Source organism: Amycolatopsis sp. NPDC003676 (genome assembly GCF_053587275.1).
The window spans coordinates 42486-65862 of the sequence record NZ_JBSFNS010000045.1 but is presented as its reverse complement, the minus strand read 5'-3'; the positions used below and the strand labels follow the sequence as shown (position 1 = coordinate 65862).

Annotated in this window: 18 protein-coding genes; 8 read left to right on the top strand and 10 right to left on the bottom strand. The window is 73.0% G+C overall.

Annotated features, from left to right (window positions below):
* A partial coding sequence (locus ACWDNU_RS25000) for a S8 family serine peptidase (protein ID WP_449670681.1) occupies window positions 1-557 on the top strand: 557 nt, incomplete at its 5' end.
* Window positions 558-804: 247 nt separating this feature from the next.
* Here the strand turns inward: ACWDNU_RS25000 and ACWDNU_RS24995 are convergent.
* Together ACWDNU_RS24995 and ACWDNU_RS24990 are read right to left on the bottom strand one after the other, a co-directional pair.
* On the bottom strand, window positions 805-1107 hold the full coding sequence (locus ACWDNU_RS24995) for a hypothetical protein (protein WP_370936731.1): 303 nt from the start codon (window positions 1105-1107) through the stop codon (window positions 805-807).
* Between the two features lie 13 nt (window positions 1108-1120).
* The gene (locus ACWDNU_RS24990; protein ID WP_370936730.1) at window positions 1121-1468 is read right to left on the bottom strand and encodes a hypothetical protein; all 348 of its coding nucleotides are present in this window, start codon (window positions 1466-1468) and stop codon (window positions 1121-1123) included.
* Window positions 1469-1603: 135 nt separating this feature from the next.
* Between ACWDNU_RS24990 and eccCa the strand changes: the two genes are divergently transcribed.
* From eccCa to ACWDNU_RS24965, 5 genes are read left to right on the top strand one after another with little or no spacing between them, the layout of a single operon-like run.
* Entirely contained in the window at window positions 1604-5608 is a 4005-nt protein-coding gene (gene eccCa / locus ACWDNU_RS24985) for a type VII secretion protein EccCa (protein WP_449670680.1), read from the top strand.
* Window positions 5601-5960, top strand: coding sequence for a hypothetical protein (locus tag ACWDNU_RS24980; protein ID WP_370936728.1), 360 nt, complete (start codon window positions 5601-5603; stop codon window positions 5958-5960). The genes eccCa and ACWDNU_RS24980 overlap by 8 nt, the downstream gene beginning before the upstream one ends.
* Before the next feature lie 5 nt (window positions 5961-5965).
* The gene (locus tag ACWDNU_RS24975; protein ID WP_449670679.1) at window positions 5966-7357 is read left to right on the top strand and encodes a hypothetical protein; all 1392 of its coding nucleotides are present in this window, start codon (window positions 5966-5968) and stop codon (window positions 7355-7357) included.
* Window positions 7339-7755 (top strand): hypothetical protein, encoded by a 417-nt coding sequence (locus ACWDNU_RS24970; protein WP_449670678.1) that lies wholly within the window; start codon window positions 7339-7341, stop codon window positions 7753-7755. The genes ACWDNU_RS24975 and ACWDNU_RS24970 overlap by 19 nt, the downstream gene beginning before the upstream one ends.
* Before the next feature lie 10 nt (window positions 7756-7765).
* Entirely contained in the window at window positions 7766-8956 is a 1191-nt protein-coding gene (locus tag ACWDNU_RS24965) for a hypothetical protein (protein ID WP_449670677.1), read from the top strand.
* Between the two features lie 387 nt (window positions 8957-9343).
* Here the strand turns inward: ACWDNU_RS24965 and eccB are convergent, their stop codons facing one another.
* The 4 genes from eccB to ACWDNU_RS24945 all read right to left on the bottom strand — a co-directional run bounded on the left by eccB (window position 9344) and on the right by ACWDNU_RS24945 (window position 13502).
* On the bottom strand, window positions 9344-10777 hold the full coding sequence (gene eccB, locus ACWDNU_RS24960) for a type VII secretion protein EccB (protein ID WP_449670676.1): 1434 nt from the start codon (window positions 10775-10777) through the stop codon (window positions 9344-9346).
* Between the two features lie 3 nt (window positions 10778-10780).
* The gene (gene eccD, locus ACWDNU_RS24955; protein ID WP_449670675.1) at window positions 10781-12154 is read right to left on the bottom strand and encodes a type VII secretion integral membrane protein EccD; all 1374 of its coding nucleotides are present in this window, start codon (window positions 12152-12154) and stop codon (window positions 10781-10783) included.
* A gap of 299 nt (window positions 12155-12453) precedes the next feature.
* A complete protein-coding gene (locus ACWDNU_RS24950; RefSeq protein ID WP_449670674.1) occupies window positions 12454-13137 on the bottom strand; it encodes a hypothetical protein in 684 nt (227 codons plus the stop codon).
* A gap of 20 nt (window positions 13138-13157) precedes the next feature.
* Window positions 13158-13502, bottom strand: a complete 345-nt coding sequence (locus tag ACWDNU_RS24945) for a hypothetical protein (RefSeq protein WP_370936721.1) — start codon at window positions 13500-13502, stop codon at window positions 13158-13160.
* 163 nt (window positions 13503-13665) lie between these two features.
* Between ACWDNU_RS24945 and ACWDNU_RS24940 the strand changes: the two genes are divergently transcribed.
* Window positions 13666-15702 (top strand): protein kinase domain-containing protein, encoded by a 2037-nt coding sequence (locus tag ACWDNU_RS24940; RefSeq protein ID WP_449670673.1) that lies wholly within the window; start codon window positions 13666-13668, stop codon window positions 15700-15702.
* An 11-nt stretch (window positions 15703-15713) separates the two neighbouring features.
* Here ACWDNU_RS24940 and ACWDNU_RS24935 read toward each other — a convergent pair whose 3' ends face one another.
* From ACWDNU_RS24935 to ACWDNU_RS24920, 4 genes are read right to left on the bottom strand one after another with little or no spacing between them, the layout of a single operon-like run.
* Window positions 15714-17831 (bottom strand): transglutaminase TgpA family protein, encoded by a 2118-nt coding sequence (locus tag ACWDNU_RS24935; protein WP_449670672.1) that lies wholly within the window; start codon window positions 17829-17831, stop codon window positions 15714-15716.
* Window positions 17828-18949, bottom strand: a complete 1122-nt coding sequence (locus ACWDNU_RS24930) for a DUF58 domain-containing protein (RefSeq protein ID WP_449670671.1) — start codon at window positions 18947-18949, stop codon at window positions 17828-17830. The genes ACWDNU_RS24935 and ACWDNU_RS24930 overlap by 4 nt, the downstream gene beginning before the upstream one ends.
* A gap of 3 nt (window positions 18950-18952) precedes the next feature.
* Entirely contained in the window at window positions 18953-19906 is a 954-nt protein-coding gene (locus tag ACWDNU_RS24925; RefSeq protein ID WP_449670670.1) for an AAA family ATPase, read from the bottom strand.
* An 11-nt stretch (window positions 19907-19917) separates the two neighbouring features.
* On the bottom strand, window positions 19918-21930 hold the full coding sequence (locus ACWDNU_RS24920; RefSeq protein ID WP_449670669.1) for a fibronectin type III domain-containing protein: 2013 nt from the start codon (window positions 21928-21930) through the stop codon (window positions 19918-19920).
* A 151-nt stretch (window positions 21931-22081) separates the two neighbouring features.
* Between ACWDNU_RS24920 and ACWDNU_RS24915 the strand changes: the two genes are divergently transcribed.
* Entirely contained in the window at window positions 22082-23365 is a 1284-nt protein-coding gene (locus ACWDNU_RS24915; protein ID WP_449670668.1) for a type VII secretion protein EccE, read from the top strand.
* The last annotated feature ends 12 nt before the right edge of the window (window positions 23366-23377 follow it).

Below are 23377 nucleotides of genomic sequence, written 5' to 3'. Positions count from 1 at the left end.
GGGCGCGGCTGTCCGCCTCCCAGATCGGGCCGTACGTCGGCGTGGCGGCCCCGGGCGTCAAGGTGCTGGCCGCGACCAGGGCGGGCGGGCACGCCTACGACGACGGGACGAGTTTCGCCGCCCCGTTCGTCGCCGGAACCGCCGCGTTGGTCCGAGCCGCCTGGCCGCGATTGTCGGCCGCGCAAGTGATCCAGCGCATCAAGGCCACCGCGAGCCCCGCCCGCGGCGGCGCGGGCAGCCCCGCCTACGGAGCGGGCCTGGTCGATCCCTACCGGGCGGTGACCGACGGCCTCGACCTCGGCGAACCGGCCGCCTTGCCCGCGTATGCCCCGCAACCGCCCGACCGGGCACAGCTCGCCCACGCGGCGTGGGAAGCGCACACCGGGTCCGCAGCCGCGTGGCTCCTCGGCGCCGCCGGCTGCGCGCTGGCGCTGGTAGCGGCAGCCGCTGTCGTCGTACCGCGCGGAAAGCGACGCCGCTGGCGGGCCGCACTCGCCCCGCCGGTTCCCGCACACCGCCCCGCCGACGAGCCGCCCGAGCAGATTTTCCTGCTCTGACAGGGGAAACGAACGCCTTGCCCGCGCACACCCCGCAACGCTTCCCCATGCGGTACCGGAAGCACACACCGAAGCCCGTGCCGCGTGACACCGGAGCAGCAGGGTGCGCACCGGCACTGACGGTCTCGTCGGGCCACACGGAAGGCGACGCCGCCGGCGAACCGACCGGGCGGATTTTCCCGCTCTGACAGCGAAAGAGCGGATGCCCGGCCGGGCATCCGCTCTTAGTGCCGCCGAACAGGGCCGGTCAGGACTGCACGATCCGCATCGCCTGCTGCAGCACGTTCTGGCCGATCTCGCCGACCTGGCGGTAAGCGACGCCCTCGGCATGCGTCGCGTCGGCGTGCTCGCCGGTCCGCTTCTGCTGCATCTGGTAGGCCTGGGTGTTGGCGTCGGCCACCGCGCCGGTCCACTGGCCGCTCAGCATGTTCCGCATCCGGCTGGTCTGTTCTTCCGAGTGCTGAGTCAGTTCCGCGGCCGTTTTGCCCGCGTTGGAGAACGCCGTTTCCATCGATTCGAAAACGACCTTGAATTCGTCTCCCGAGGTCATGTTCCCTCTCCTTTCAGGATCCGTGGATGACGGAGTGGATGTGCCCGCCGCCGTAGTGCTGCTGGTTCACCGCGTGCAACGACTCGTCCTGCCCGCTCGCGTGCACCTGGATGGCCTGGCGGGTGTTGTCGACCATCCGGTCGCCGTGCGGCCGCACCGCACTGCTCCAGTCGTCCTGTCCCGCCTGGTTGGCGGCGAACGCCCCGTTCTGGACGCGCCCGGCCAGGCTGCCGGAGACCAGCTCCGCCTGGTTCTGGGTGTGCCGCGCCCGCAGGGAGTTCTGCTGTCCCATGCTGTCCTCGGTGGAGTTGACCAGCTGGGTGGCCGCCCCGAACTCGATCTGGAATTGGTTACCGGTCATGCGCGCTCCTCGGCTTGGTTCCGGTCCGCTCGCTTGCCCTGCCGAAGTTACGGACCCGGGCGGTCCGGTCCGGGCCCGCGGCACGTTCCTGCCATCGCGCCCGATCGGGGCCGCGGATCGCCCACGATCGGTGGCATGGCGACAGTCGTGGTGAAGAGGCCGGCCCGCAAACCGGCGCCGGAGATGCCCGCCGGGGAGCTGATCCTGCAGGCGCCGCCGGAGATCCCGCCGGCGCCGGGGCGGCAGTGGACGCAGCTGTTCATGATGCTGCCGATGATCGCCATGATGGGCTCGATGGTGCTGATGTACTCGGGTTCGGCGGGCAGCGGCATCCGGTACGTCGTCTACGGCTTGATGGGCGTCGGCATGCTCGGCATGGCCGTCACCGGGTTCCTGCAGGGCGGCGGCCCGAGCAAACGGGAAATGGGACGGGCCCGCCGGAAGTACCTCCGGCATCTGGCGCAGCATCGGCTCCGGCTGCGCCGCGCCGTGCTCCGGCAGCGGACGGCGATGGAGTACCTGCACCCGGAACCGGGAACTCTCTGGTCGCTGGCGGCGAGCTGCCGGCTGTGGGAACGCCGCAAGAACGACGAGGACTTCGCCGTCGCCCGGATCGGGCGCGGGGCGCAGAGCCCGGCGCTGTCGCTCGTCGCTCCGGACACCAAACCGCTCGAGGAGCTGGAACCGCTGTCCGCGCTGGCCCTGCGCCGGTTCCTCACCTCGCATTCCACAGTGGACGATCTCCCGATCGCCGTGGCGGTCAACGGGTTCAGCCGCATCCACCTCCGCGGCGACCGCGCGGCCGCGACCGGGCTGCTGCGCGCGATGCTGGCCCAGCTGGCCACTCTGCAGTCGCCGGAGGACCTGCGGATCGCGGTGTGCGCGGGACCGGAGCAACGCGCGGGCTGGGAATGGCTGAAGTGGCTGCCGCACGCCCTGCATCCCGAACGCACCGACGCGCTGGGCTCGCTGCGCCTGGTCGCGCAGACCATTCCGGCCCTCGAGTCCCTGCTCGAAGAGGAGCTGGCGAAGCGGCCGCGGTTCGATCCCGAGGTCGACGTCCGGGTCAGCGGACCGCATCTGGTCGTGGTGGTCGACGGCGGCGACACGGCCGGTTCGGACCATTTGATGACCGGCGGCGGCGTGGAGGGCGTCACCGTGCTCGACCTGAGCACCGCCCCGCCCCGCGCGCTCGATCGCGCCTCGGTCGTCCTCACCGTCGCCGCCGACGGCACGATGACCAGCGAGACCTTCGACGGACAAGCACCGCTCGGCCGGGCCGACACGCTCGGGCGGGAGGCTGCCGAGGGGCTGGCACGGCAGCTGGCTCCGCTCCGGCTCACCGCGGGCCTTCGCGGCGACGCCCCGATGAACGCCGAACTCGGCCTCGCCGAATTGCTCGAACTCGGCGACCCGTACGAATTCGACCCGGCGAAAACGTGGGCTCCCCGCCCCAACCGCGACCGGCTGCGGGTCAAGTTCGGGGTGCAGGCGGACGGCGCGCCGATCGAACTCGACCTCAAGGAATCGGCGCAGGAGGGGATGGGGCCGCACGGGCTGCTGATCGGCGCGACCGGCTCGGGGAAGTCGGAACTGCTGCGGACGCTCGTGCTGGCGCTGGCCGTCACGCATCCGCCGAACTCGCTGAACTTCGCCCTGGTCGACTTCAAGGGCGGCGCGACTTTCACCCGGCTCGACAAGCTGCCGCACACGAGCGCGGTGATCACCAACCTCTCCGAGGAACTGCACCTCGTCGACCGGATGACCGACGCGATCAACGGCGAGCTCGTCCGCCGCCAGGAACTGCTGCGCGCGGCCGGGAACTTCTCCTCCCTGCGCGACTACGAGAAGGCGCGGCAGGCCGGAGCCCCGTTGCCGGAGGTGCCGACGCTGCTGGTGATCTGCGACGAATTCTCCGAACTCCTTTCCGCCAAGCCGGATTTCATCGACATGTTCGTCCAGATCGGACGGTTGGGCCGGTCGCTCGGCGTGCACCTGCTGCTCGCCTCGCAGCGGCTGGACGAGGGAAGGCTGCGCGGGCTGGAAGGGCACCTGTCCTACCGGATCGGCCTGCGCACGTTCTCCGAGATGGAAAGCCGCACGGTGCTGTCGGTTCCGGACGCGTTCCGCCTGCCGCGCGCGCCGGGACACGGATTCCTCAAGGTCAGCACCGAGCCGATGGACCGCTTCCGTTCCGCCTACGTCTCCGGCGTGTACCAGCGGAGCACGGGCGGGCCCGCCGGGCCGGCCGCGGCGCAGCAGCTCGTCCTGCACGAATACACCACCGGGTACGTCGCGCCCGATCCCGTCCCCGGCGACGAGGCGGCGGGCGAGCCGCCGGGCGCGGACGAGGCGGTCGGGGAAACCCTGCTGGACATCCTGGTCGACCGGCTGGAGGGGCAAGGCGCCGCGGCGCACCAGGTGTGGCTGCCGCCGCTGGCCGAGTCGGCTCCGCTGGACTCCCTGCTGCCGCCGCTCGACACGCATCCCGAACGCGGTCTCGTCGTCACCGCGCCCGCGCTGGCCGGAGCCTTGCGGCCGATCCTCGGGCTGGTCGACCGGCCCTACGAACAGCGCCGCGATCCGCTGGTCCTCGACTTGTCCGGGGCCGCGGGGCACCTGCTGGTGCTGGGAGCGCCGCAGACCGGCAAGAGCACCGCATTGCGCACCCTCGTCGCGTCGCTGGCGCTCGCCCACACCCCGCGCGAGGTCCAGTTCTACTGTCTCGATTTCGGCGGCGGAACGCTCGCCGCGATGGCCGGGCTGCCGCACGTCGGCGGCGTCCACGGCCGGCTCGACACCGGCGGGGTCCGCCGCACGGTCGCGGAAGTCGCCGCCGTGCTCGCCCAGCGGGAACGCCGATTCGCCGAGCACCAGATCGACGGCATCGCCACCTACCGCAAGCTGCGCGCCGAGGGCCGCTTCGCCGACGACCCGCACGGCGACGTGTTCCTGGTCGTCGACGGCTGGCTGACCCTGCGCAACGATTTCCCCGAACTGGAGGACGTCGTCGGCGACATCGCGGCCCGCGGGCTGTCTTACGGCGTCCACGTCGTGGCGTCCTGCAGCCGCGCGTTCGATCTCCGGATGAACGTCCGGGACCTGTTCGCCAGCAGGCTCGAGCTGAAGATCGGCGACCCGATCGACTCGATCGTCGACCGGCGCGCGGCGATGGGCGTGCCCGCGGGAGCGCCGGGACGGGGCATCGCGATGAGCGGGCACCAGATGCTGGTCGGGCTGCCGCGCATCGACGGCGAGTCCGGGACGGACGACCTCGCCGACGGCGTCAGCGCGCTGGTCTCGGCGGTGGCGCGGGCATGGCCGGGCGAGTCCGCTCCGGCAGTGCGCTTGCTGCCCGCCACGCTTCCCTACGCCGACCTGCCCGCCGCCGACGAGCTGACCGGCGACCACGCCGGATTCGCCGTGGGAGTCCGCGAGCGGGACCTGGCTCCGCTCCGGCTCGACTTCGCCGCGGACCCGCACTTCTTCCTCCTCGCCGACACCGAATCGGGCAAGACGTCGTTCCTGCGGGTGCTGGCGCGGCGGATCTCGCGGGCCTGCACCCCGGACGAGGCCCGGATCGTGCTCGTCGACCACACGCGCGGGCTGCTCGGCCAGATCAGCGAAGAACACTTGCTGGGCACCGGCCTGAACGACGCGCATTCCCGCACCATGCTGGCCGAGGTGGCGGCGGCGCTGGCCAAACGCCTGCCCGGCGCGGACGTCACCCAGGAACAGCTGCGGGCGCGCGATTGGTGGCACGGCCCGGAGATCTACGTCCTCGTGGACGACTACGACCTCGTCGCCACCCACGACGAGCATCCCCTGATGCCGCTGCTCCCGCTGCTCGCCCAGGGCCGGGACATCGGCCTGCACGTGGTGCTGGCCCGGCGCACCGGCGGCGCCGGGCGCGGCCTCTTCGAACCGGTGCTGGCCAGGCTGCGGGAGGTCGGCGCTCCCGGGCTGATGATGTCCGGCGACCGCGACGAAGGCCCGCTGCTCGGCGGGATGCGGGCGCAGGTGCTGCCGCCGGGCCGCGGCTGGCTGGTCGACCGGCGGGCGCGCAAGGACCTCGTCCAGGTGGCTTGGCTTTCCGAAGAGGAAGCCTGCCCCGCAAACCCGGGAGGGACCGATGGCTGACCAAGTCGCGGGCGAAACCGACCAGATGAAGCGCTTTTCCGAGAACGTGCTCGGCAGCCTCTCCGCTTTCCCGGTGCCGCGCACCGTCGTGCGCGAACCGGATCCGCTGTGCGACGGCGGAATGCTCGAATGCGGGGCGCTGGCCGCGGCCGACAACCGGAGCACCGCCGAACTGCACCGGTTCATCACCCATCTCACGCAGGGATTCGCCGCCTACAGCACGTTCGTGCACCGCAGCGCGGTCGCCTACGTCCAGGCCGACCTCGCCGGACGGCAGCGGCTGCTGGCCGGGCTCGCCGCGCAGAACGGGCAGGGTCTGCCGGATTCGTCGCCCGAACTGGAACGGGGGTAGCCGCCGTGGCCGGATACGCCGCGTACTCCGTCGACGACCAGCACCGGATGCTCACCGCCGAACACGACCAGCACGTGCCCCGGCTCGTCGCCGCGGCCGCGATGTGGCGCGACGTCGCCGCGTGGCTCGACTACCAGTGCGCCTCCCTGCGGTCGGAGACGAACAACTTGATCGCCAGCTGGCCGGACGACGCGGGCCGGCTGTTCGCCGAGCAGGTCCACCGCGGCCTCAACTCGATCTGGTCGTGGCACGATCCTTCCCTCGCGATCACCGCCACACTGCCCGGGCAGCTGAACCTGAGCGGCAGCGTCAGCGCGTCGCACGTCGTCGACCGGATCAACGACCTGGTCGCCGCGATCCAGAACGCCCTGCCGGAGGCGACCCGGCTGCGGAACAGCTACAACAGCCTGCCCGCGCATGTGAAGCCGATGCTGGAGCAGAAGGCCCGGAACGACCTAGGCGCGCTCCTCGACGCGCTCGTCCCGAAATACGCCGACGTCGGAGCAGCGATGGCGAAAGCCGTCGGGAAGGCTTGGGACGGTCCGCGCGCGGCCGCGCCGCAGGGGCCGGGCCAACCCGGACCGTCCGCCGCCGATCCGGGCCCGGCCGCTCAGGCAGCCCCGGACGGGCCGGGCGCGCCGGGCGGGCCGCAAGAGCCGCGCAGTCCGGAGCAACCGGGCGGCCCCGGCACCCCGGCGCAACCGGAATCCGCCCAGAATCTGCTGGACGACGGGACGAAACTCGTCGACGCGCTGAGCCAGGCCGCGCAGTCGGCCCAGCAGTTGCTCGGCGGCTCCGGCGGCGATCTGTCCGGTCTCGGGCCGCAGGCAGGCGACTTCAATCCGGCCGATCTCTCTTCGATGTCCCCCGCCGACCTCACCGATTACCTGCGGCATCTCGACGGCGCCGGCGGCGGGCTGCCCGCTTTGGCGGGACTCGACGGGGGCGGCGCCGGCGGGCTCGGCGGGGCGAGCGGCCTCGGCGGCGCGGCGTTGCCCGCTGTCGGCGGCGCCGGACCGCTCGGCAACGCCGCCGCGCCGCCGGGGATGGCAGGCATGCCGGTTCCCGCGTCGGCGAATTCGGCCGCGGCGTCGGGAACCGGGGCGACGGGCGGCGGGATGCCGCCGATGTACCCGCCGCGTACCGCGGGCGCGAGCCCGAGCGGCGGCGTCAAACCGGGCGACGCCGAAGAACCGCGCCCCGGCCGCGGGCGGGCCCGGAAACCGGGGGCGACCCCGGGAGTGCCCTTGCGCGGGCGCTCGGGCAAGGGCCGCAAGCCCGCGCCGGCCGACCGGCGCGCGCGGCCGGCGGCCGACGACCGGGTGCTCGACGAAGACCTCTGGCAAGTCCAGGAAGACACCGAACCGAGGAGGGTCACGTGGCCGCGACAGAAGTGAACGGAAGTCCCGAGGCGATGAGCGCGTTCGCCAGCCAGCTCGTGGCGCCGCAGCTGCCGCCGTCGATGGGACGGCTGAGCACGGCGCCGAGCCTGGCCGGCATGTTCGAGGGGATCGCGATGTCCTTGCTGGACAAGGCGGCGACCGCCGAACTGACCGCGTTCATGCTGAAGGTCAGCAATGACATGGCCGGATTCTCCGCCAGCTCCAAGGCGTCCGGGCTGGCCTACAGCGCCGCGGACGTGGCGAGCGCGTTCGACCTCGCGACCGCGACGGCGAAGCTCGCCAAGCAAGGGATCGACCTCGTCAAGCAGGTGGCCGCGTCGTCGCCCGCGCAGTCCGCCTCCGCCGGGCAGACCGCATCCGCCGCACCGGCCACCGCCGCGAAGAACGCCTGAGGAGGCTCGGATGACAGTCCCCTACAACCTGTTCCCGATGGAGACGCTCTTCCCGATGATGGAGGCCGAGGGCGCGAACGCTCCCGCCCTCCTCGACGCGGCGAAGATGTGGACACAGGTGCGGGAATGGGTCGGCGAGACCCAGACGCTGCTCAACACCCGCGCCGGCGAGCTGAGTCCGCAATGGACGGACGAGGCCGGGCGGGCGCACGAGGAGAAGATCCAGCGGACGCTCGCCGAGCTGAAGATGTGGGGCGAGCGGCTCGACGCGGCCCAGGTGCCGGCGACGCTGACGACCCTGGCCGCCGACGTCCAGGCGACGCAGGCGATCGTGACCGGCCTGCACGCGTCCTACACCGCTGTCGCCTACAACCCGCTGACGGCGGCCGCGGCGCTGCCCCTGCAGCAAGCCGCCGCGACGAAAATGACCGAGCTGGGCGGGAACTTCGACATGTCGATGCTCAAAGTGGTCTCCGGAGCGGGGCTGGAAACACCCGGCGACGTGCTTCCGTCGGCGCCCGGCGGCAACGCCTCCGCCGAAGGCAACTCGCCCGCCGACTTCATCAAGGCGGCCACGTCCGGCGTCAGCTTCGCCTCGGCGGGCCTTGACGATCTCCAGGACCTGCAGAGCCTCGGTTCCGCACTGGGCGGCAGCGGCGACGCGGGCTCCGCGCTCCCGCCCGCGCACTCGGGCGGTCTCTCGCTGGCGGGTCTCAGCCCGGATCTGCCCGCGGCGCTGTCCGCCGCGGGCGGCTCGCTCGGCCTCTTGCCCGGGCCCGGAGCCGGGGGCGCGCCGGCCGTGTCCGGGCTGCCGGGTCTCGCCGGGGCCTCGACCGCCGCGAGCCTGCTGCCCGCGGCGAGGCCCGTCACCGGCAAACGCGCCCCCGGTCTCGCCGGAGAAGTCCAGGCGGGCTGGGCCGAAACCCCGGCGGCGGCCGCGGCTCCTGGCGCCGCCGGGCCGATGATGCCGGGGCTCGGCCAGGGCATGTCCTCCGGCACGCTCCGGCCGGGCTCGAGCGAGTCTCCGACCGGGCGCTCGGGCTCCGCCCGGAAACCGGCAAAACGCACGGAGGGGGTGCCCTCGGCGTTGCGCGGGCGCGCGGGCGCCGGCGACCCGGCCGGATTCACCCTGTCCGCCCGCCGGCGCCCGGACGAGTCCGGGCCGCCGCTCGACGAGGATCTCTGGTCCGCCACGCGCTGAGCGGACGGAAAAGCGCCGGTCGACTGGGTTGTCGACCGGCGCTTTTCGTTGCCGGAAACACTGTTCTCTCCGCACTGCCCCGGATCGGGTGCCCCGGCCCGCCCGGCATCAGCCGGCCGACGCTTTCTCTTGCCAGCGAACGCTGTTCCGGCAAGCGAACGGCGCCGTCCTGAATCATGTCGCGCGCGGCAACGCCCGGACCGACCCGAGCAAAGTCAGATGTTCGGCACTCCCCTGCCGGGAATCACTGTTCCCGCCGCACAGTCCGGCGGCAGGCGCCCGAGCCCGCCCGTCACTCACCGCCGCAACCAGGTTTTCCTTGCGCGGCAACACTGTTCCGCGCCTCGCCCAGAACGCCGCTCCCCGGGTCCAGCGTTCCGGGCCGGGTCAGCCGACCAGGGTCTGGCGCTTGGCCGCCTCCGGGTCGAGGCTCGGCCCTTCCGGCAACCGGGACACCAGCCCGGCGGGCAGCCGGACCGGCGGCGCGGCCCCGTAACCGAGGATCTTTCGCACTTCCGGCGTCGCCAGCGGATACCGCCTGCCCAGGTCGGTGACGAGAGTCAGCGTGCCCGCCGGAGCCTGCGCGGACGGCATCGCTTCGACCAGCGCGGCCGAACCCGGCGGAACGTACACGCGGTCGGCGAGCGGGGTGCCGTCCGCGGAACGGCGAGCGGTGGCCGCCATCGGGTCCGCGGGCGGCAAAGACGGGTCGAGGCGCAGCGACGGCGCCGTCTGGCCCGGTGCGAAAGTCGCGCACACGGTCGCTTCGCCGTCGCCAAGCCGGACGATCGGCGGGCGCGACGACGGCGCCGCGTCCGCCGCCGCCGGGGCCGGGTCGAGTTGCCGTGCGGCGGCCGCCTCCGCGGGCGCCAGCTGGGCCGCGGCGGGCCGGCCGCCTGGATACGCGGCCGTCATCAGCCGCGCGTCAGCGAGCTGGATGTCGTACTGCAGCTCGGTGATCGGCTGCAAGGCATCGGGCCCGGCGAGGTAGTACTGCTGCCCGCCGCCCGCTGACTGGACGACGAGCAGCATCCCGGTGCGCAGTGTGCGGCCCGGCACCGCGGTCGACGGCGAACCCGCCTGTGCTACCGGGAGCGGGCCGAGCGGGGCGCCTTCCGGCAGGACGTCCAGCCATGCCTGGCCGACCCGGAGCCACGGCTGGGACGCCAGCGCCAGTCCCGTGCCCACCGCGTCGTAGTCGGCGATCCGGTGCCGGCGCCCGTGCCAGACCAGGTAGCGGTCCCCGTTCGACACCAGCTGGACCAGCAACGCGCCGTCGCCCGGCTCGGCGCCGCCGCCGGGGCCGGTTCCGGCCAGCAGCACCGATTCCTCGATCCGGCTGCCCGCGGCGTCGCTGGCCGGAACGGAGCACAGCGACCACGATCCGGTCAGCAGCCGGTCCGCGCCCGGCAGCGCGTCCGGCGCGTCCGCGATGCCGATCCGCGGCCCTCGCCGGACCCCGGCCAGCGAATTGCGCGAAACCTCTTCCGCGGCGCGGTAGTCGCCGAGCAGCAGCAGCGCCGACGCGTAGTTGGCGACCGGGTAGAGCCGGTCGTTCAAGTAGACGTAGCGCGTGCCGGTCTCCTTCTCGACGATCACCGCGGAATTCTTCTTCCAGGATTCGTCGCCTCCCGGCGAGATCATCCCGAACAGGCCGACCACCGCCAGCGACACGACAGCCAGGGACAGGCTGACGAACGCCGCGCCCGCCGGACGCCGGAACGGCGGCTGCTCCGGATCCGTCTCCCGCGCGACGAGCGCGGAAATCGCCCGCTGCACCAGGAATTGGTACGCCTGCAGCTGGTCCCTTTTGGACACCACGGCTCAACCCCCCAGTCCGCGAGCGTAGGCGTAGAGGCCGAGCACCCAGCACACCAGCGGCACCACCGCGGCGACGACGAGGATCTCGCAGTATTCGCCCGCCCGGCCCAGATACGGGTTCGCGGCCCGGGTGCTGAGCAGCACTCCGGCCGCCAGCACGACCGCGGCGAGCGCGAACAGGATCGCCAGCACGGAGGCGCCCGGGAGCGCGGCCGCGGGCCCGGCCGCCAGGCACGCCGCCCCGAACAGCCCGGCGGCCAGCAACGGGATCCGCTGCCGGGCCACCGGGTACAACCGCGCCCGCAAGAGCAATCCGGCCGACAGCACGGAAAGCAGCACCACCGAGGAGGGCTGGCCGGCGGCGGCGAGCGACAGCTCGCACCAGAGCACGGCCGCGGCCGCCCCGCACAGCATCCCGGTCAGAAGCCCGTCCGCGCGGGCCACCGCCGCGTGCACCTTGGCGACCGGCGGCTGCGGATCGTCTCGGACGAGATCGGCGGTCGAGCGCGGCAGCACCGGCATCGGCACCTTCCCGAACCGCAGGGCCATCGGCGCGAAAGCGATGGACAGCAGCAGGAGTCCGCCGGCGACCACGGCCGCGGCCTGTGCCCCGGTCAGGTCCGCGGCCGAAGCCAGCGACCCGCCGAGCACTGCGGACACCCCGGCCGTGCCCGCCGCGACGAAGAACGGCTGCGCCGCGGTCGCCCCGAGCAGGCCGATGACCGAGGCCACGAGCAGCGCCGCACCCGCGAGGACCACCTGCCCCGCGGACAGCTCGGCCAGCGAATGGCCGTCCGCCAGCGCGAGCGCCCCGCCGACCGCGGCGTACGGCAGCGCGACCCCGGCCGGGACCGCTCCCGCCGCCGCGTCGCCGACCGCGCGCGCCAGCACCGCCCCGGCCGCCAGCAGCGCCAGCGCGGCCAGGAAAGCCCACAGCGCGGGCGTCCCCCAGGGAGGTCCGGCGCGCAGGACCGCGAACAGTCCCAGCAGCGCCAGCAGCGCCCCGGCAGCCAACCCCGCTCGCCGCGTGTGCCGAGGTCCCCAGCTGCCGCCGGTCCGACCGGCTCCGGTCGCGATCGCGTCGACGAGGTCGTCGTATTCCGGCTCCGGCCAGTCGAGGTCGCCCGGGGTGAGGTGGAGGATCTCGCCGTCGCCCACGCGATACGCGCGGAGCGTCCGGTTCAGGTCGAACGCGGTGCCGTCGGCCCGGCGAAGCTGCCAGCCGCCGCCGGAAGCGCCCTCGTCGGCCAGCCCTTCGCCGGCCCGCGCCAGCAGGCCGGGCAGCAGCTCGGCGACGAGCGCGTGCTCGGGCAGTGCCATGTCGATGCGCCGGCGCGGTGCGGCGACGGTGATCCTGAGGAGGCCAGCGGTCTGCATGCCTCCAGGATCGGCCGGAACCGGCTCGCGCGGGGAGCCGAGGCAGGAACCTGCCGCGCCCCTGGACCGTCCATGATGGACAGTTCGGCTCAGCCGCGGGACCGACGCACGAGCACGACCCGCTTCGGGGAACGGCCAGAGCGGACCCGGGCCGTGTGAACGTCACCGGCACCGGCGGGCACTTCCGGTATTTCGCTTGCCGCGCAGCGCTTTCTCCCCAGGCGGTTCACTCCCGCGCACGACAAAACCGTGCCCTCGCACCGGATTGGGCCGGTGCGAGGGCACGGTTCGGCGCGAGTTCAGCCGCGCACTCCGCACAGCGTCGTTTCGAGCCGGGCGGCGAAGTCCAGGACGGTGTCCGCGCGCAGCTGCCAGCCGGACGAGACCACGCGGTGCAGCGTGCGCACCACCAGAACCGCGCCGTCCGCGCCTGGCGTGATCATCAGCAGGCGATCGACCTCCCAGCTCTGGTGGGCAGTGCCGCTCGGCAGCGTTTTCGTCTGGCCCGCGCGGGTGCTCGACAGGCGGTTGGCGGCTTCGAGCAGGTCCGCGTCGGCGTTCAGCCGGTCCGCGACCGCCGGGTCGCCTTCGAACGGGGCGAGTCCCCGGCCGCCGGGTGCGCCGAGCGAAACCCGGACCGGCTTCGGCAGGTACAGGGGCACCGCGTAGACCAGCGCGCCCAGGCCGAGCGCCCGGCGCACCGCGGTGCGGCCGCTCATCACCGCGGCCCGGAGTTCGAACGGGCGGGGCTGCTGAGCGTCGAGGTAGACGAAGCAGTCGGTCGGCGCGGGCATGCCGCTGAAGCGTTCGCGCGGCGGCAGAAGACTGCCTGCCGGGACGCCGGTGCTGTTGCCCGGCAGTGTCATCGCCGTCATCGCCGCCGGAGCGGCGGCGAGGCCGAGTTCCTTCCGCACGGTCGCGGCGACGTCGGCGGCGACCGTGGCGGGTTCGGCGCGACGGCCGGTCCACAAGGCGGCGGACATCGGAATTCCCCCTTCGGTTTTCAGGCCGTGCGCGCGGACCCGCTCAACTCATGCAGGCGCGCTGAAGCCGCCTGCAATTCGGACTGGAAGCGGCCCGGCCGCAGCTGCGCGAGTTCCTGCCAGCTGTCCACCGCCGCGCGTGCCTTGGCGAGCGCGTCCTGTCCGCGGGCGGCCAGCTCCTCGCGCTCGGCGTCGAACTGCTGCGCCTGCCGGAGCACGGCCTGCGAGCGGTCCTCCACCGGAGCCGGAGCGGCGGCTTCCGTACGGGCGACACGGCGCTTGCGGATCGTCATGCTGAGCCAGCCGACGCCGAAGATGATCAGGCCGGTGAGGATCGGCTTGGCGAGGATGTGCCAGATGTCCATGGGTGGTTCCTTGTCCGTTCCAGGCGGCGCGCGGCCGCCGAAGCTGTGGTGACGGGGTCGAAACTAGGCAGCGGCGGATGAGGTTTCGATGACACGCGCACGCGAGGCAGGAACCTGCCCGGGCATTGCGCCGGACCCGGCCGCACAGGGGAGAATGGCGGTCATGAGCATCGGGGTGGGCGAGGAACGGCTGCTCGCCGAGGGACCGGTCGCCAAGGTCTACGCGGGCCGGCTGGCGGGCGAGGACGTGGCGGTCAAGGTGTTCGACGGCGTCCTCGACCGCGACACGGCGGCCCGGTTCGACCGGGAACGCAAGGCACTCGCCGCCGTGCGCGGCGAACGGGCGATCCTGCCGGCCGACGAGGTCGGCGAGCTGTCGGACGGCCGTCTGGGCGTGCGGATGGAGCTGTGCCAGCGGTCGCTGGCGCACCTGCTCGACGGACAGCTTCCGGTGCGCGACGTCCTCGCCGTCGGCTGGACCGTCTCCGCTGCGTTGGCCGCGGCGCATCAGGTGGGCGTCGTGCACGGCGGGGTGACGCCGCACAACGTGCTGCTGCGCCGTTCGGGGGAGCTCGCTCTTGCTGATTTCGGACTGGCCTTGCGCCGCCGCTTCCCGCGCGATCCGCTGCACGCGGTGGACTACGCCGCGCCGGAAACGCTGCGCGACGACGCTCTCTCCGAGGCCAGCGACCTGTACGGCCTCGGCGCGGTGCTCTACACGGCGCTCACTGGTTCGTCGCCGTTCCCGCGCCACACCGGGCAGCAGCGGGCCGAACGGATCCTGCAGGTGTTCCGCGATCCCGTGCCGCCGATCCGGGTGCCCGGGGCGCCGCCCGCACTGGTCGACCTGATCGGGCGGCTGCTGGCCAAGGACCCGGCGGACCGCCCGCAGGATCCGGCCGCGGTGGCGGAGACGCTGGAGCGGCTGTACCAGGCGAGTGCTGCTCCGGCCGAGGTGGAATTCGACGATTTCGCGGGGCATGGGCAGCAGGGTGGGTTTGGCGGGGTGCCGCAGCCGGGCGGGTTCGGCGGGGTGCCGCAGCCCGGAGGCTGGCTTGGCGCCGCGCCGCGGGCTGGCGGTTTCGCCGCTGCCCAGGCTGGCGGTTGGCCCGGTTCAGGCCAGCAGTCCGGGAATTCCGCCGCCCTTCCGCAATCCGGCGGTTTGGGGGGCGCGGCACCGCAAGCCAATGACTGGCCCGGCCAACAGCCCGGCAGCTTGGCCGCACTCCACCAGCCGCCCGGAGGTCCCGGCACTGCACAACATCAGCAGAGCCCCGCCCCGCAGCTGCCCGGAGTCGGCCAAGCACCCCAGCAACCAGACGGCGGTCCCATCGCCGCACCGCACCAAGCCGCCGACTCGCCCGGCCCTGCCCAACCGGCGAGCGGCTTCACCACATCCCAGCACCAATCCAGCGGTTCGGGCGGCGCGCCGCAGCAGCCCGAGGGCTTCCCCGGCGCACCTCGCCAAGCCGACTGGCCCAGCCCCGCCCAGCAGCCCGCCAGCTTCGCCGCGCCCCAGCAGCAACCCGGCAGCTCAGGCAGTGCACCGCAGCAACCCGGCGATTTCTCCGGCGCACCCCAGCAACCTGCCGACTCCTCCCACCTCGCCCAGCAGCCGGGCAGCTTCGCCGCGCCCCGGCAACCCGGCGGTCTGGGCGGCGTTCCGCAGCACCCCCACAACCTCTCCGGCACAACCACCCCAACACCGGGCCGGACCCTCCTGCACACCTTCGACGACACCAAAGAACCCCGCCGCGCCAAGAAGCTCCCCGGCATCGCCTGGTGGCCCGCACTCGCCGCCGGACTGGTCGCGGCCGTGGGCGCGCTGATCGCGATTCCGATGCTCACCTCGAAACAGGACCCCCGCCCCGCGCTCCCCCTCGCGAACGCGCCGTCGTCCGGGCAGCTGCCGCCTGCCGAGCGGGCCCCGGTGCCGGACGTGCATCTCGCCCTCGCCGCACCCGCCGATCTCGGGACTCAGATCAAGCTCACCTGGACTGCCGAGGGGAATCTGGACTTCGCGGTCGTCGTGGGGGCCGAGCGCATCCCGCCGATGGTCCTCACCGCCCACCGCAATCGGACGATGTCGGTCCCGGTCGACCCGGCGCGCAAATACTGCTTCCAGATCCGCGCGACGGACGGCAACCACGTCTACGAAACTCCCCCGGTCCCGATCCGCGGCGCGGTCTGCACGTCCTGACCGGCACTGTCCTAAGCAGACCGCCGAAACAACGAACGCGGGTCGAAGACCGCGCGCACCCGGCTCAGCAAGGGACGTCCGGCCAGCGCCCGGCGCAGTTCCCGGATTTCCATCCACGCCACGCCGACCGCGCTCTCCGACGGCGGGAACCGCGACCACAGCGCCGAATCCATCACCCCGGACAGCCGCAGCACCGGATCCCGCACCCGCTCCCCCAGTGCCGACCCGGCCGATTCCGCCAGGTCCCGGGGCGTCATTCCCACCCGGTAAGCGACGCCGTGGGCGCGCAGCCGGTCCCGGGCTTCCGCCCACGCACCGAAAATCGCGTCTTTGCCGAGGCGGCGGCGTCGGCGTCTCGTCCGGAGAAGCTTCGCCAGCGGCACGGCGACCAGCGCGCACAGCATCAGCCCGGGTACGACTGCCGCGGCGATCCACCACGGCCAGCCAGCCGATCCGGAGACGAACGAAGCCGCTTCCGGCTTGCTGTCCGGCGGCGCTACCGGCGGCTGGAGTTTTTCCAGCGGCGGCAACTGCGACTGCGCCCGTCCCGCCGCACCCGCCAGCCCGGACGACTTGGCGGACGTCGCGGCGGACTTCGTCGGGTCCAGCGGCACCCAGCCGACCCCGGCGACCGCCACCTCCGGCCACGCCAGCGCGTCCCCGCCGTGCACGACGTGCGCTCCGGCGGTGTCGGCACCGCGATAGCCGACCACGAGCCGGGCGGGGATGCCGGTGATCCGGGCCAGCGCGACGTACGCGGCGGCGAACTGTTCGCTCGTCCCGCGTTTCGACACGGTCAGGAACTGCCGCAACTGCGGCCAGGACGCCCCGGTCGGCAGGTCGTCGCCGACCGCGAGCTGGTAGTTCTGCTGGAGGAAACGCTGCAGTTGCAACGCGGATTGGAACGTCGGGCGCAGGCCGTGCACCGCGGTCCAGGCGAGCCGCGCGACGTCGTCGGGCACCGCGCCGACACCGCTGAGGCCGCCCGGCGTGTCCGCGTCGACTGGTGCTGTGGCTAGAGATTTCGGATCAGCTTCCGGGGCCGACCAGGTCATCCGGTAGTCGGTCTGCCCGCCCGGGGATGCCGAAAGCAGCACGCCCGCACCGGGATCCACCAGCGGCGCCGCACCGGTCACGCTGGTCAAGCCGGGCTGGCTCGGCAGCCACGGCCCGGACAGCGGAGGCACGCTCAGCTCCGCCGAGACCTCCGGCGCGCCGGGCACGCCGTCGATCCGCGCGCCCAGCCGGCGCAGTTTCGGTTCGGCCGACCAGTTCGCCCCGTCGAACCCGTTCAGCACGACCAGCCGCCACCGGTCGACCGGAGCGGTGCTGCGGTAGCTGAACACCGGACGCGCCGGATCGGCCAGCTGCCCGGCGATCTCGTCGAGGGGGTTGCTGACCGGGGTTTGCGGGGGCGGCACCGGATGGCCGTCGGCGAGCCGGAACGGCACCCGCCCCGCCGGGTCCAGTCCGCCGAAAGCGAGTGCTCCGGCGGCGATCGCGACCACCAGCGGCAGCACCGCCAACGCCGCCGAACCGGACGGCCGCCGAAGCCGCAGAGAACCGCCGCCGGACCGCGACGCCCACAGCAACAGCCCGGCTGGCGCGAAATACGCGACAGCGGCGTACAGCGCGGTAAAACCGGTAAGCGCCTGATACGCCTGCGCCAGACCCGCCACCGCCAGGCTCGGCAGCAGTGCCACGAGCGGCATTCGCAGGCGCAGCAACAGTTCCAGACCGAGCACGACGGCCAGCAGCACCGCCAGCGGCACGAACAACAGCTGTCCGGCGTCCGGCCGCGCGGGCCAGGTCGATTGCAGTGTTTGCAGCCAGCTCTCGGTCAGGCCATGGCTCAATCCCTGAAGCGAGGCTCCCGTCGGCAGCCCGGAGATGGTGGTCGAAAACAGCGTGGTCTCAACGATTCCGAGCAATCCGGCGACCAGCACGATCAGCGGACGCCACGCCGAGAGCCGAGGCAAGCGAAGGCACAGTTCGGCGCTCGCATAGCCGAGCAGCACGACCACGAGCACCGGCAACAGCAACGCCGACAATCCGAAAACGGGTGCGAACAACAACCCGGCCACCGTGGTGGAGCCGAGCAGTCCGGTCACCGCCAACCGGGCGTTCACCCTTCGCCCCGGGCATTCCACTTCGCCGCCGCGTCCGCCGCATCCACCGCGTCGATCGAACCGGCGCGCACGCCCGGCTCGCGAACGCCCAGCCGGATCACGGTGTCCGGCCGCCAGCGCAGCGCCGCCCCGAGATCGGCCTGCGGTCCGGTGACCACCACCAGCGCCCCGCCCGGCCGCGCACCAGCCAGCCGCGCCGCGGGCAGCAGCAGCAGCGAATCGTCCGAATCCTGCGCGGCCAGACAGAGTTCGTCCAGCAGCAACCGAGCCGTCGGAACCCCGCTCCCCACTGGGGTTTCGAGCCCGGACGACGTCAGCAACCGGCAGTGCTGGCCCGCCATCGCGGACGCGTACAGCAGCGACGCAACGACCTCGACAGCCTCCTCGAACACCTCCGGCCGCATCGCCTCCGGCCGAGTGTCGAGCACGGCGGTGAGCCGCGATTGCGCCGGATCGGCGTAGTCGCGCACCATCAATCGTCCGGTCCGGGCGCTGGCTTTCCAATGCAGGTGCCGGACTTCGTCGCCGAGCATGTACTCGCGCACAGCCAGCAAATCCGCCGAACCGCGCAGCGGCGGATCGGTGATCGGGCCGTCGTGGTGGTGGCGCGGATGGCCGGAAGCGGCCGGGCGCATCGGGTTCAGCCGCGGGTACACCCACAGGCACGCGGCCGCGCCCAGCGTCCGGTCGGCGCGCGCGAACCCGAACGGATCCGATCGGTGCAGCACCAGCGGCCCGACCTCGAGCCTGCCGCGCGCACTGGTCGGAAGCTCGTAGTGGTAGGTCGCCGCGGCGCCGGGCGCGAGCGCGCGGACCTGCACCTCGCGGGTGTCCGCGCCGACGCAATCCTGCGCGGAGAACCCGCCGTGCCGTCGCTCGCTTTCGTTGCGCACCGCCAAGGTCGCCAATGCCGGACGGCCGCGTTCGATGCGTTCCGGGTGAACGGACCGCGAGACCTCCGCCTTCGGCCGGGCCCGGGTCACGAGCACCGCGGCGAGCACGGCGCCCGCCACGATCCCGGCAAGCACGCGCAGCAGCGGGTATCCGGCCAGTTCGCCGAGCCCGTAGCCCAGCACAGCACCGGCGAGCGCCGCGATTCCGCGGCGGGTGAGCCGCACGCCTCAGCGCCCGGGCGCGGCCGTCGGGGCGGCGGTGTCGGCGAGCAGTTCGGCCACGACGTCCTCGGGCCGCCGCTGGTTCAATTCGGCGTCCGGGGTCAGCACCAGCCGGTGGCACAGCACCGGAAGCGCCACGTCCTTCACGTCGTCCGGGGTCACGTAATCGCGGCCGTGCGTGGCCGCGAGGCCTTGCCCGGCACGGATCAGCGCGATGCTGCCGCGCGGGCTCACGCCGTAGCGCACGGCCGGATGCCTGCGGCTCGCCGCGGCGAGGCGGACCGCGTACGAAACGACCTCGGGCGCGAGGTACGCCTGCCGCACGCGGGCGATGACCTGCTGCACGTCTTCGATCCGCAGCACCGGCCGCAGTTCGTCGGCGGTGACGCCCGCGCAGTCGCCCATCACGACCATCACTTCCGCGTCGTGGCTCGGATAGCCGACCGACAACCGCATCAGGAACCGGTCCAGCTGCGCCTCGGGCAGCCGGTAGGTGCCCTCCATCTCGATCGGGTTCTGGGTCGCCACCACCAGGAACGGCCTCGGCACCGGCTGGGTGACCGCGTCGACCGTGACGCGGCGCTCGGCCATCGCCTCGAGCAGCGCCGCCTGCGTTTTCGGGGTGCCGCGGTTGATTTCGTCGGCGAGCACCACGTTCGCGAAGATCCCGCCGGGGTGGAACTGGAACTGCTCGGCGTGCTGGTGGTAGACCATCACGCCGAGGATGTCGCCGGGCAGCAGGTCCGGGGTGAACTGGATGCGGTTCCACCGGCCGCCGACACTGGCCGCGAGACAGCGCGCCAACGTGGTCTTCCCGACGCCGGGCACGTCCTCGATCAGCAGATGCCCCTCGGCGAACAGCGCCGCGACCGCCATCCGGACGACGTCCGGATGGCCGCGCAGCACCGTCTGCACGTTGTCGGCAATGAGGTCGTAGGCCGCTTTCGGCGTGAAGCTCACGTTCGCCCTTCTCATGAAGTGGTCGGAACGCCGGTCCAGCTGTCGCTCGCCGAACCCGCGGAATTCCGGATCGTAGCCTTGATAGTGATCGCGCCTCCCCAGATCACGTTGGAAATCGTGAGCTGAGTGGTGCCGGAACAGGACTTCGAGGGCGAAGTCGCGCCCATGAACGAGGCCTGGCAGGTGGCCGCGCCGCCGTTGGGGTCCGCGTTGACCGTCACGATCAGCGCGTTCGTGCTGCGCACGCTCGTGATCTTCACCGACGGCGGGCCGGACGCGACAGTCGCCCGCGCCGAACCGGGGCTGCCGGTGAGCTGCCCCGAGCCGTACGAGGTGATCGCCCGGACCGTGAAAGTGACGGTGCCGCTCAGTCCTTGGAAACTGGTCGACGTCCCGGACACCGACCGGTCGCCCTGTCCGGACGCGCTCACCGCGTAGTGGTCGAGGTCGGCTCCGTGCAGGTCCGGGGTCGTCCAGCTCACCGAAACCGCGCCGTTCGACCCGACGGTCGCGGTGACCTTCGGGGCCTCGGCGGCTCCGCCCGGCACGACCGAGCGGGAACTCGCCGCCGCGCCCCGGCCCGCGGAGTTTTCCGCGGCCACGCTGAAGGAATAGGACTGGCCGTTGGCCAACCCGTCCACGGTGACCCGCGACCGCGCACCGTCCACTGTGGTCGAACCGCCGGACCAGGAAACGACATACCGGACCACCCGGGAACCGTTGCTGGGAGCGGACGACCACATCACTGTGGCCGAACCGGTGCCCGCAGTCGCGCGGACGTTGCGCGGCGCGCCCGGCGGGGTCGGCTTCGCGACCGGCGGAGGCGGATTGTCCCGCTGCGCGGGCGGACCCGGCGGCGCGGGCGGCTGGCTGCTGGGCGTGGTCTCCGGCTGCGGCGGCGGGGTCGGCTTGGGCTGCGTCTTCGCGCTGACGTCCACGTCCGCGGCCACGCCGTCGCCGCCGTCGACGACGACCATGTGCGAGCCGTCGTGGTTGTCGACGTAGATCCGGTGGTCCTGGCCGAGCGACAGCCGCGGCTCGCCGCCGCCCTCGGGCACCGCCTTGCTGCTCTTCAGCGCGCCCTTGCTGTCGTAGGTGCGCACCTCGTGCCGGGCCTGGTCGACCACGGCGACGGTGTGCGCCGTCGCGACCGGGCCCGCGTAGTGGCCGCCCTTCTCCAGCGGGACCGACACCGGCCGCGCGACCGGACGGCTCTGCAGCAGGCCGGCGGCGTCGATCAGGTGCAGCTGGCCGTGATCCGGGTCGACGACGGCGAGCCGGCCGTCGACGTCGTCGCTCGCCACCTGCGCGGTCGCGGGCAGCGAAAGCCCGAGGTCGGCCGGTTCGCCGAGCCCGTTCGCGCCGACCGAGCGGAGCACGCTGGCCGTCGTGTCGAGCACGACGGGCCGGTCGCCGACGACCGAAAGCGACGCGTCGTGGCCCTGCGGCAGCTGCGCGGGGCAGGTCAAGAGCGTGGCGCCGCGCGGGAGGTCGCAGATCGAGCCGTTGTCGATGCGGTGCACCCAAAGCGTGCCGTCGGACGTCGCCACCGGCGCGGACAACGGGCCGCCGGTCGGCGCGGTGGCCGCCGGGTCGCCGAGGCGCGCGATCTGCCCGGCGTTGCGGTACACGAGGTACGGGCCGCCCGCGACCTCCAGCACGACCGGCTCCTCGGCCGACGGCGGCGCTTTGCTGCTCTCCACGCCGAGCGTCGACTTGCTGAACTCGGTGATCCGCGTCCGGTCGACGACGTAGCCCGACCGGCCGCCTTGTGCCACCGGGCTGCCCGCCTCCGCGCCGGGGACCGCCGCCTGGGCGTCGACCTGGCCGGTCGCGCCGTCGACGTGCACCGCCGACTGCGACGAGGTGTTGTAGACCCAGTGCCCGGCGTCCGCGAACTGCAGGTCCGTGGGCAGCGAGGCGTGCCCGGTGACGGCGATGCCGACCACGGCCAGTGCGGCGACGACGACCGTCCCCAGCCGGAACATGGCGGCGCGCCTCGCGCGCGGCGTTTCTGTGGTCACCGGCGGACCGTAACCGCGTCGGCTACAGCCGAGATACATCCGGAACCCATGCCCGGACGCTAGAGGACGCCGTTGAAATCCTGATTAAACGTGCTGTCACGGAAACCTCAGCTTCTCCCCGCGACCCTGTCCGGGACGTGAGGAGGCTGCCGTGACCCATCCCGGCGAGGCACATCCCGGCCGGCGCGCCAGCGCCCCGGCGCGACCGGTCGCCGGCCCGGTGCCGCTCGCCCGGCCGATCGGCCAGGGCCAGCAGATCCCCGTGCCGGCGGATGCCCAGGCAGCGGCCCGCACCGCGGCACTGGCCGCCTTGACCGCGGCGAGAGCAGCGGCTCCTTCCCCGGTGGCGACCTATGCGCAGCCGTGGCGCCCGGTCGTGACGACACCGCCGCCGCCAGTGCACCTTCCGGTTGAGCGACGTCGCCGGTGGGGCGCACTGCAGATCGTCTGCGGGCAACTGGTGCTGGTGGCCGCTGTCCTGGCGATCGGCCGACCATGGCCGGTGGCGGCCACGATCGGACTCGGCGCCGTGGCGCTGCTGACCCTGACCTCACTGCGGTACCGCGGCCGCTGGGGCTACGAATGGCTGTCGCTTTCCCTGGGCTACGCGCTGCGCGACCGGGAACGCGAACTGGCCGACGCCGACGAGACCGGCCGCGCCCTGCTGCGCACGCTTTCGCCGGAAGGTTCCGGACATCCCGGGCAACTCGGCGACGATCCGGTGTTCCTCTTCAGCCGCACGGACGGGATCTCCGCTGTCCTGCGCCCGAACTCGCTTCCGCCGACTCCGATCCCCGGCCCCGAAGCGCTGCTGCCGCCTGCCGAACCTGGCACCGGTTTCGTCGCGCAGGTGCTCTATCACGCGGGCGTCGACCGTCGGCAACCGCCTCGAATTTGGCTTGCGCTGCAAGCATTGCGCACTGTCGAGCGCTACGAGGACGATGCGGTGCGCCAAGCGCTGACCAACGCGCTGCGGCGGGTGCAGCGTCGCCTGCGCCGCGACGGCGTGCCGACGAGTCCGTTGGGAGAGCCCGAATTTCTCGGCTCCATCGCGTCGCTCGCGCACGTCACCGCTGGCCGCACCCAGGTCCGGGAGCAGTGGCGGCTTTGGCACAGCGGCCCGGTGTCCCAGACGGCGTTCCGGCTGGACGGCTGGTCCGCGCTCCCGCCTGCGACGACTCCCCGGCTGATCCACGCGGTGCTGGGCGCGACGTCCCAGACCGCGGTGACGCTGTCGCTGGCCGCCCGCCGCTTGGGCGGGGTGCCTGAGGTGGCGGCCGTCGTGCGCGTCGCCTCTCCGCATGCGGCGGCGGTCGAGCAAGCGGGGCAGGTGCTGGCTCGGCTCGCCGGGGAATGGGGGCTGCGGCTGGATCGGCTTGAGGGGCGGCAGAGCGACGGGTTGACCGCTACTTTGCCGCTGGGGGCGGTTTGCTGAGCTTCGGTTCCG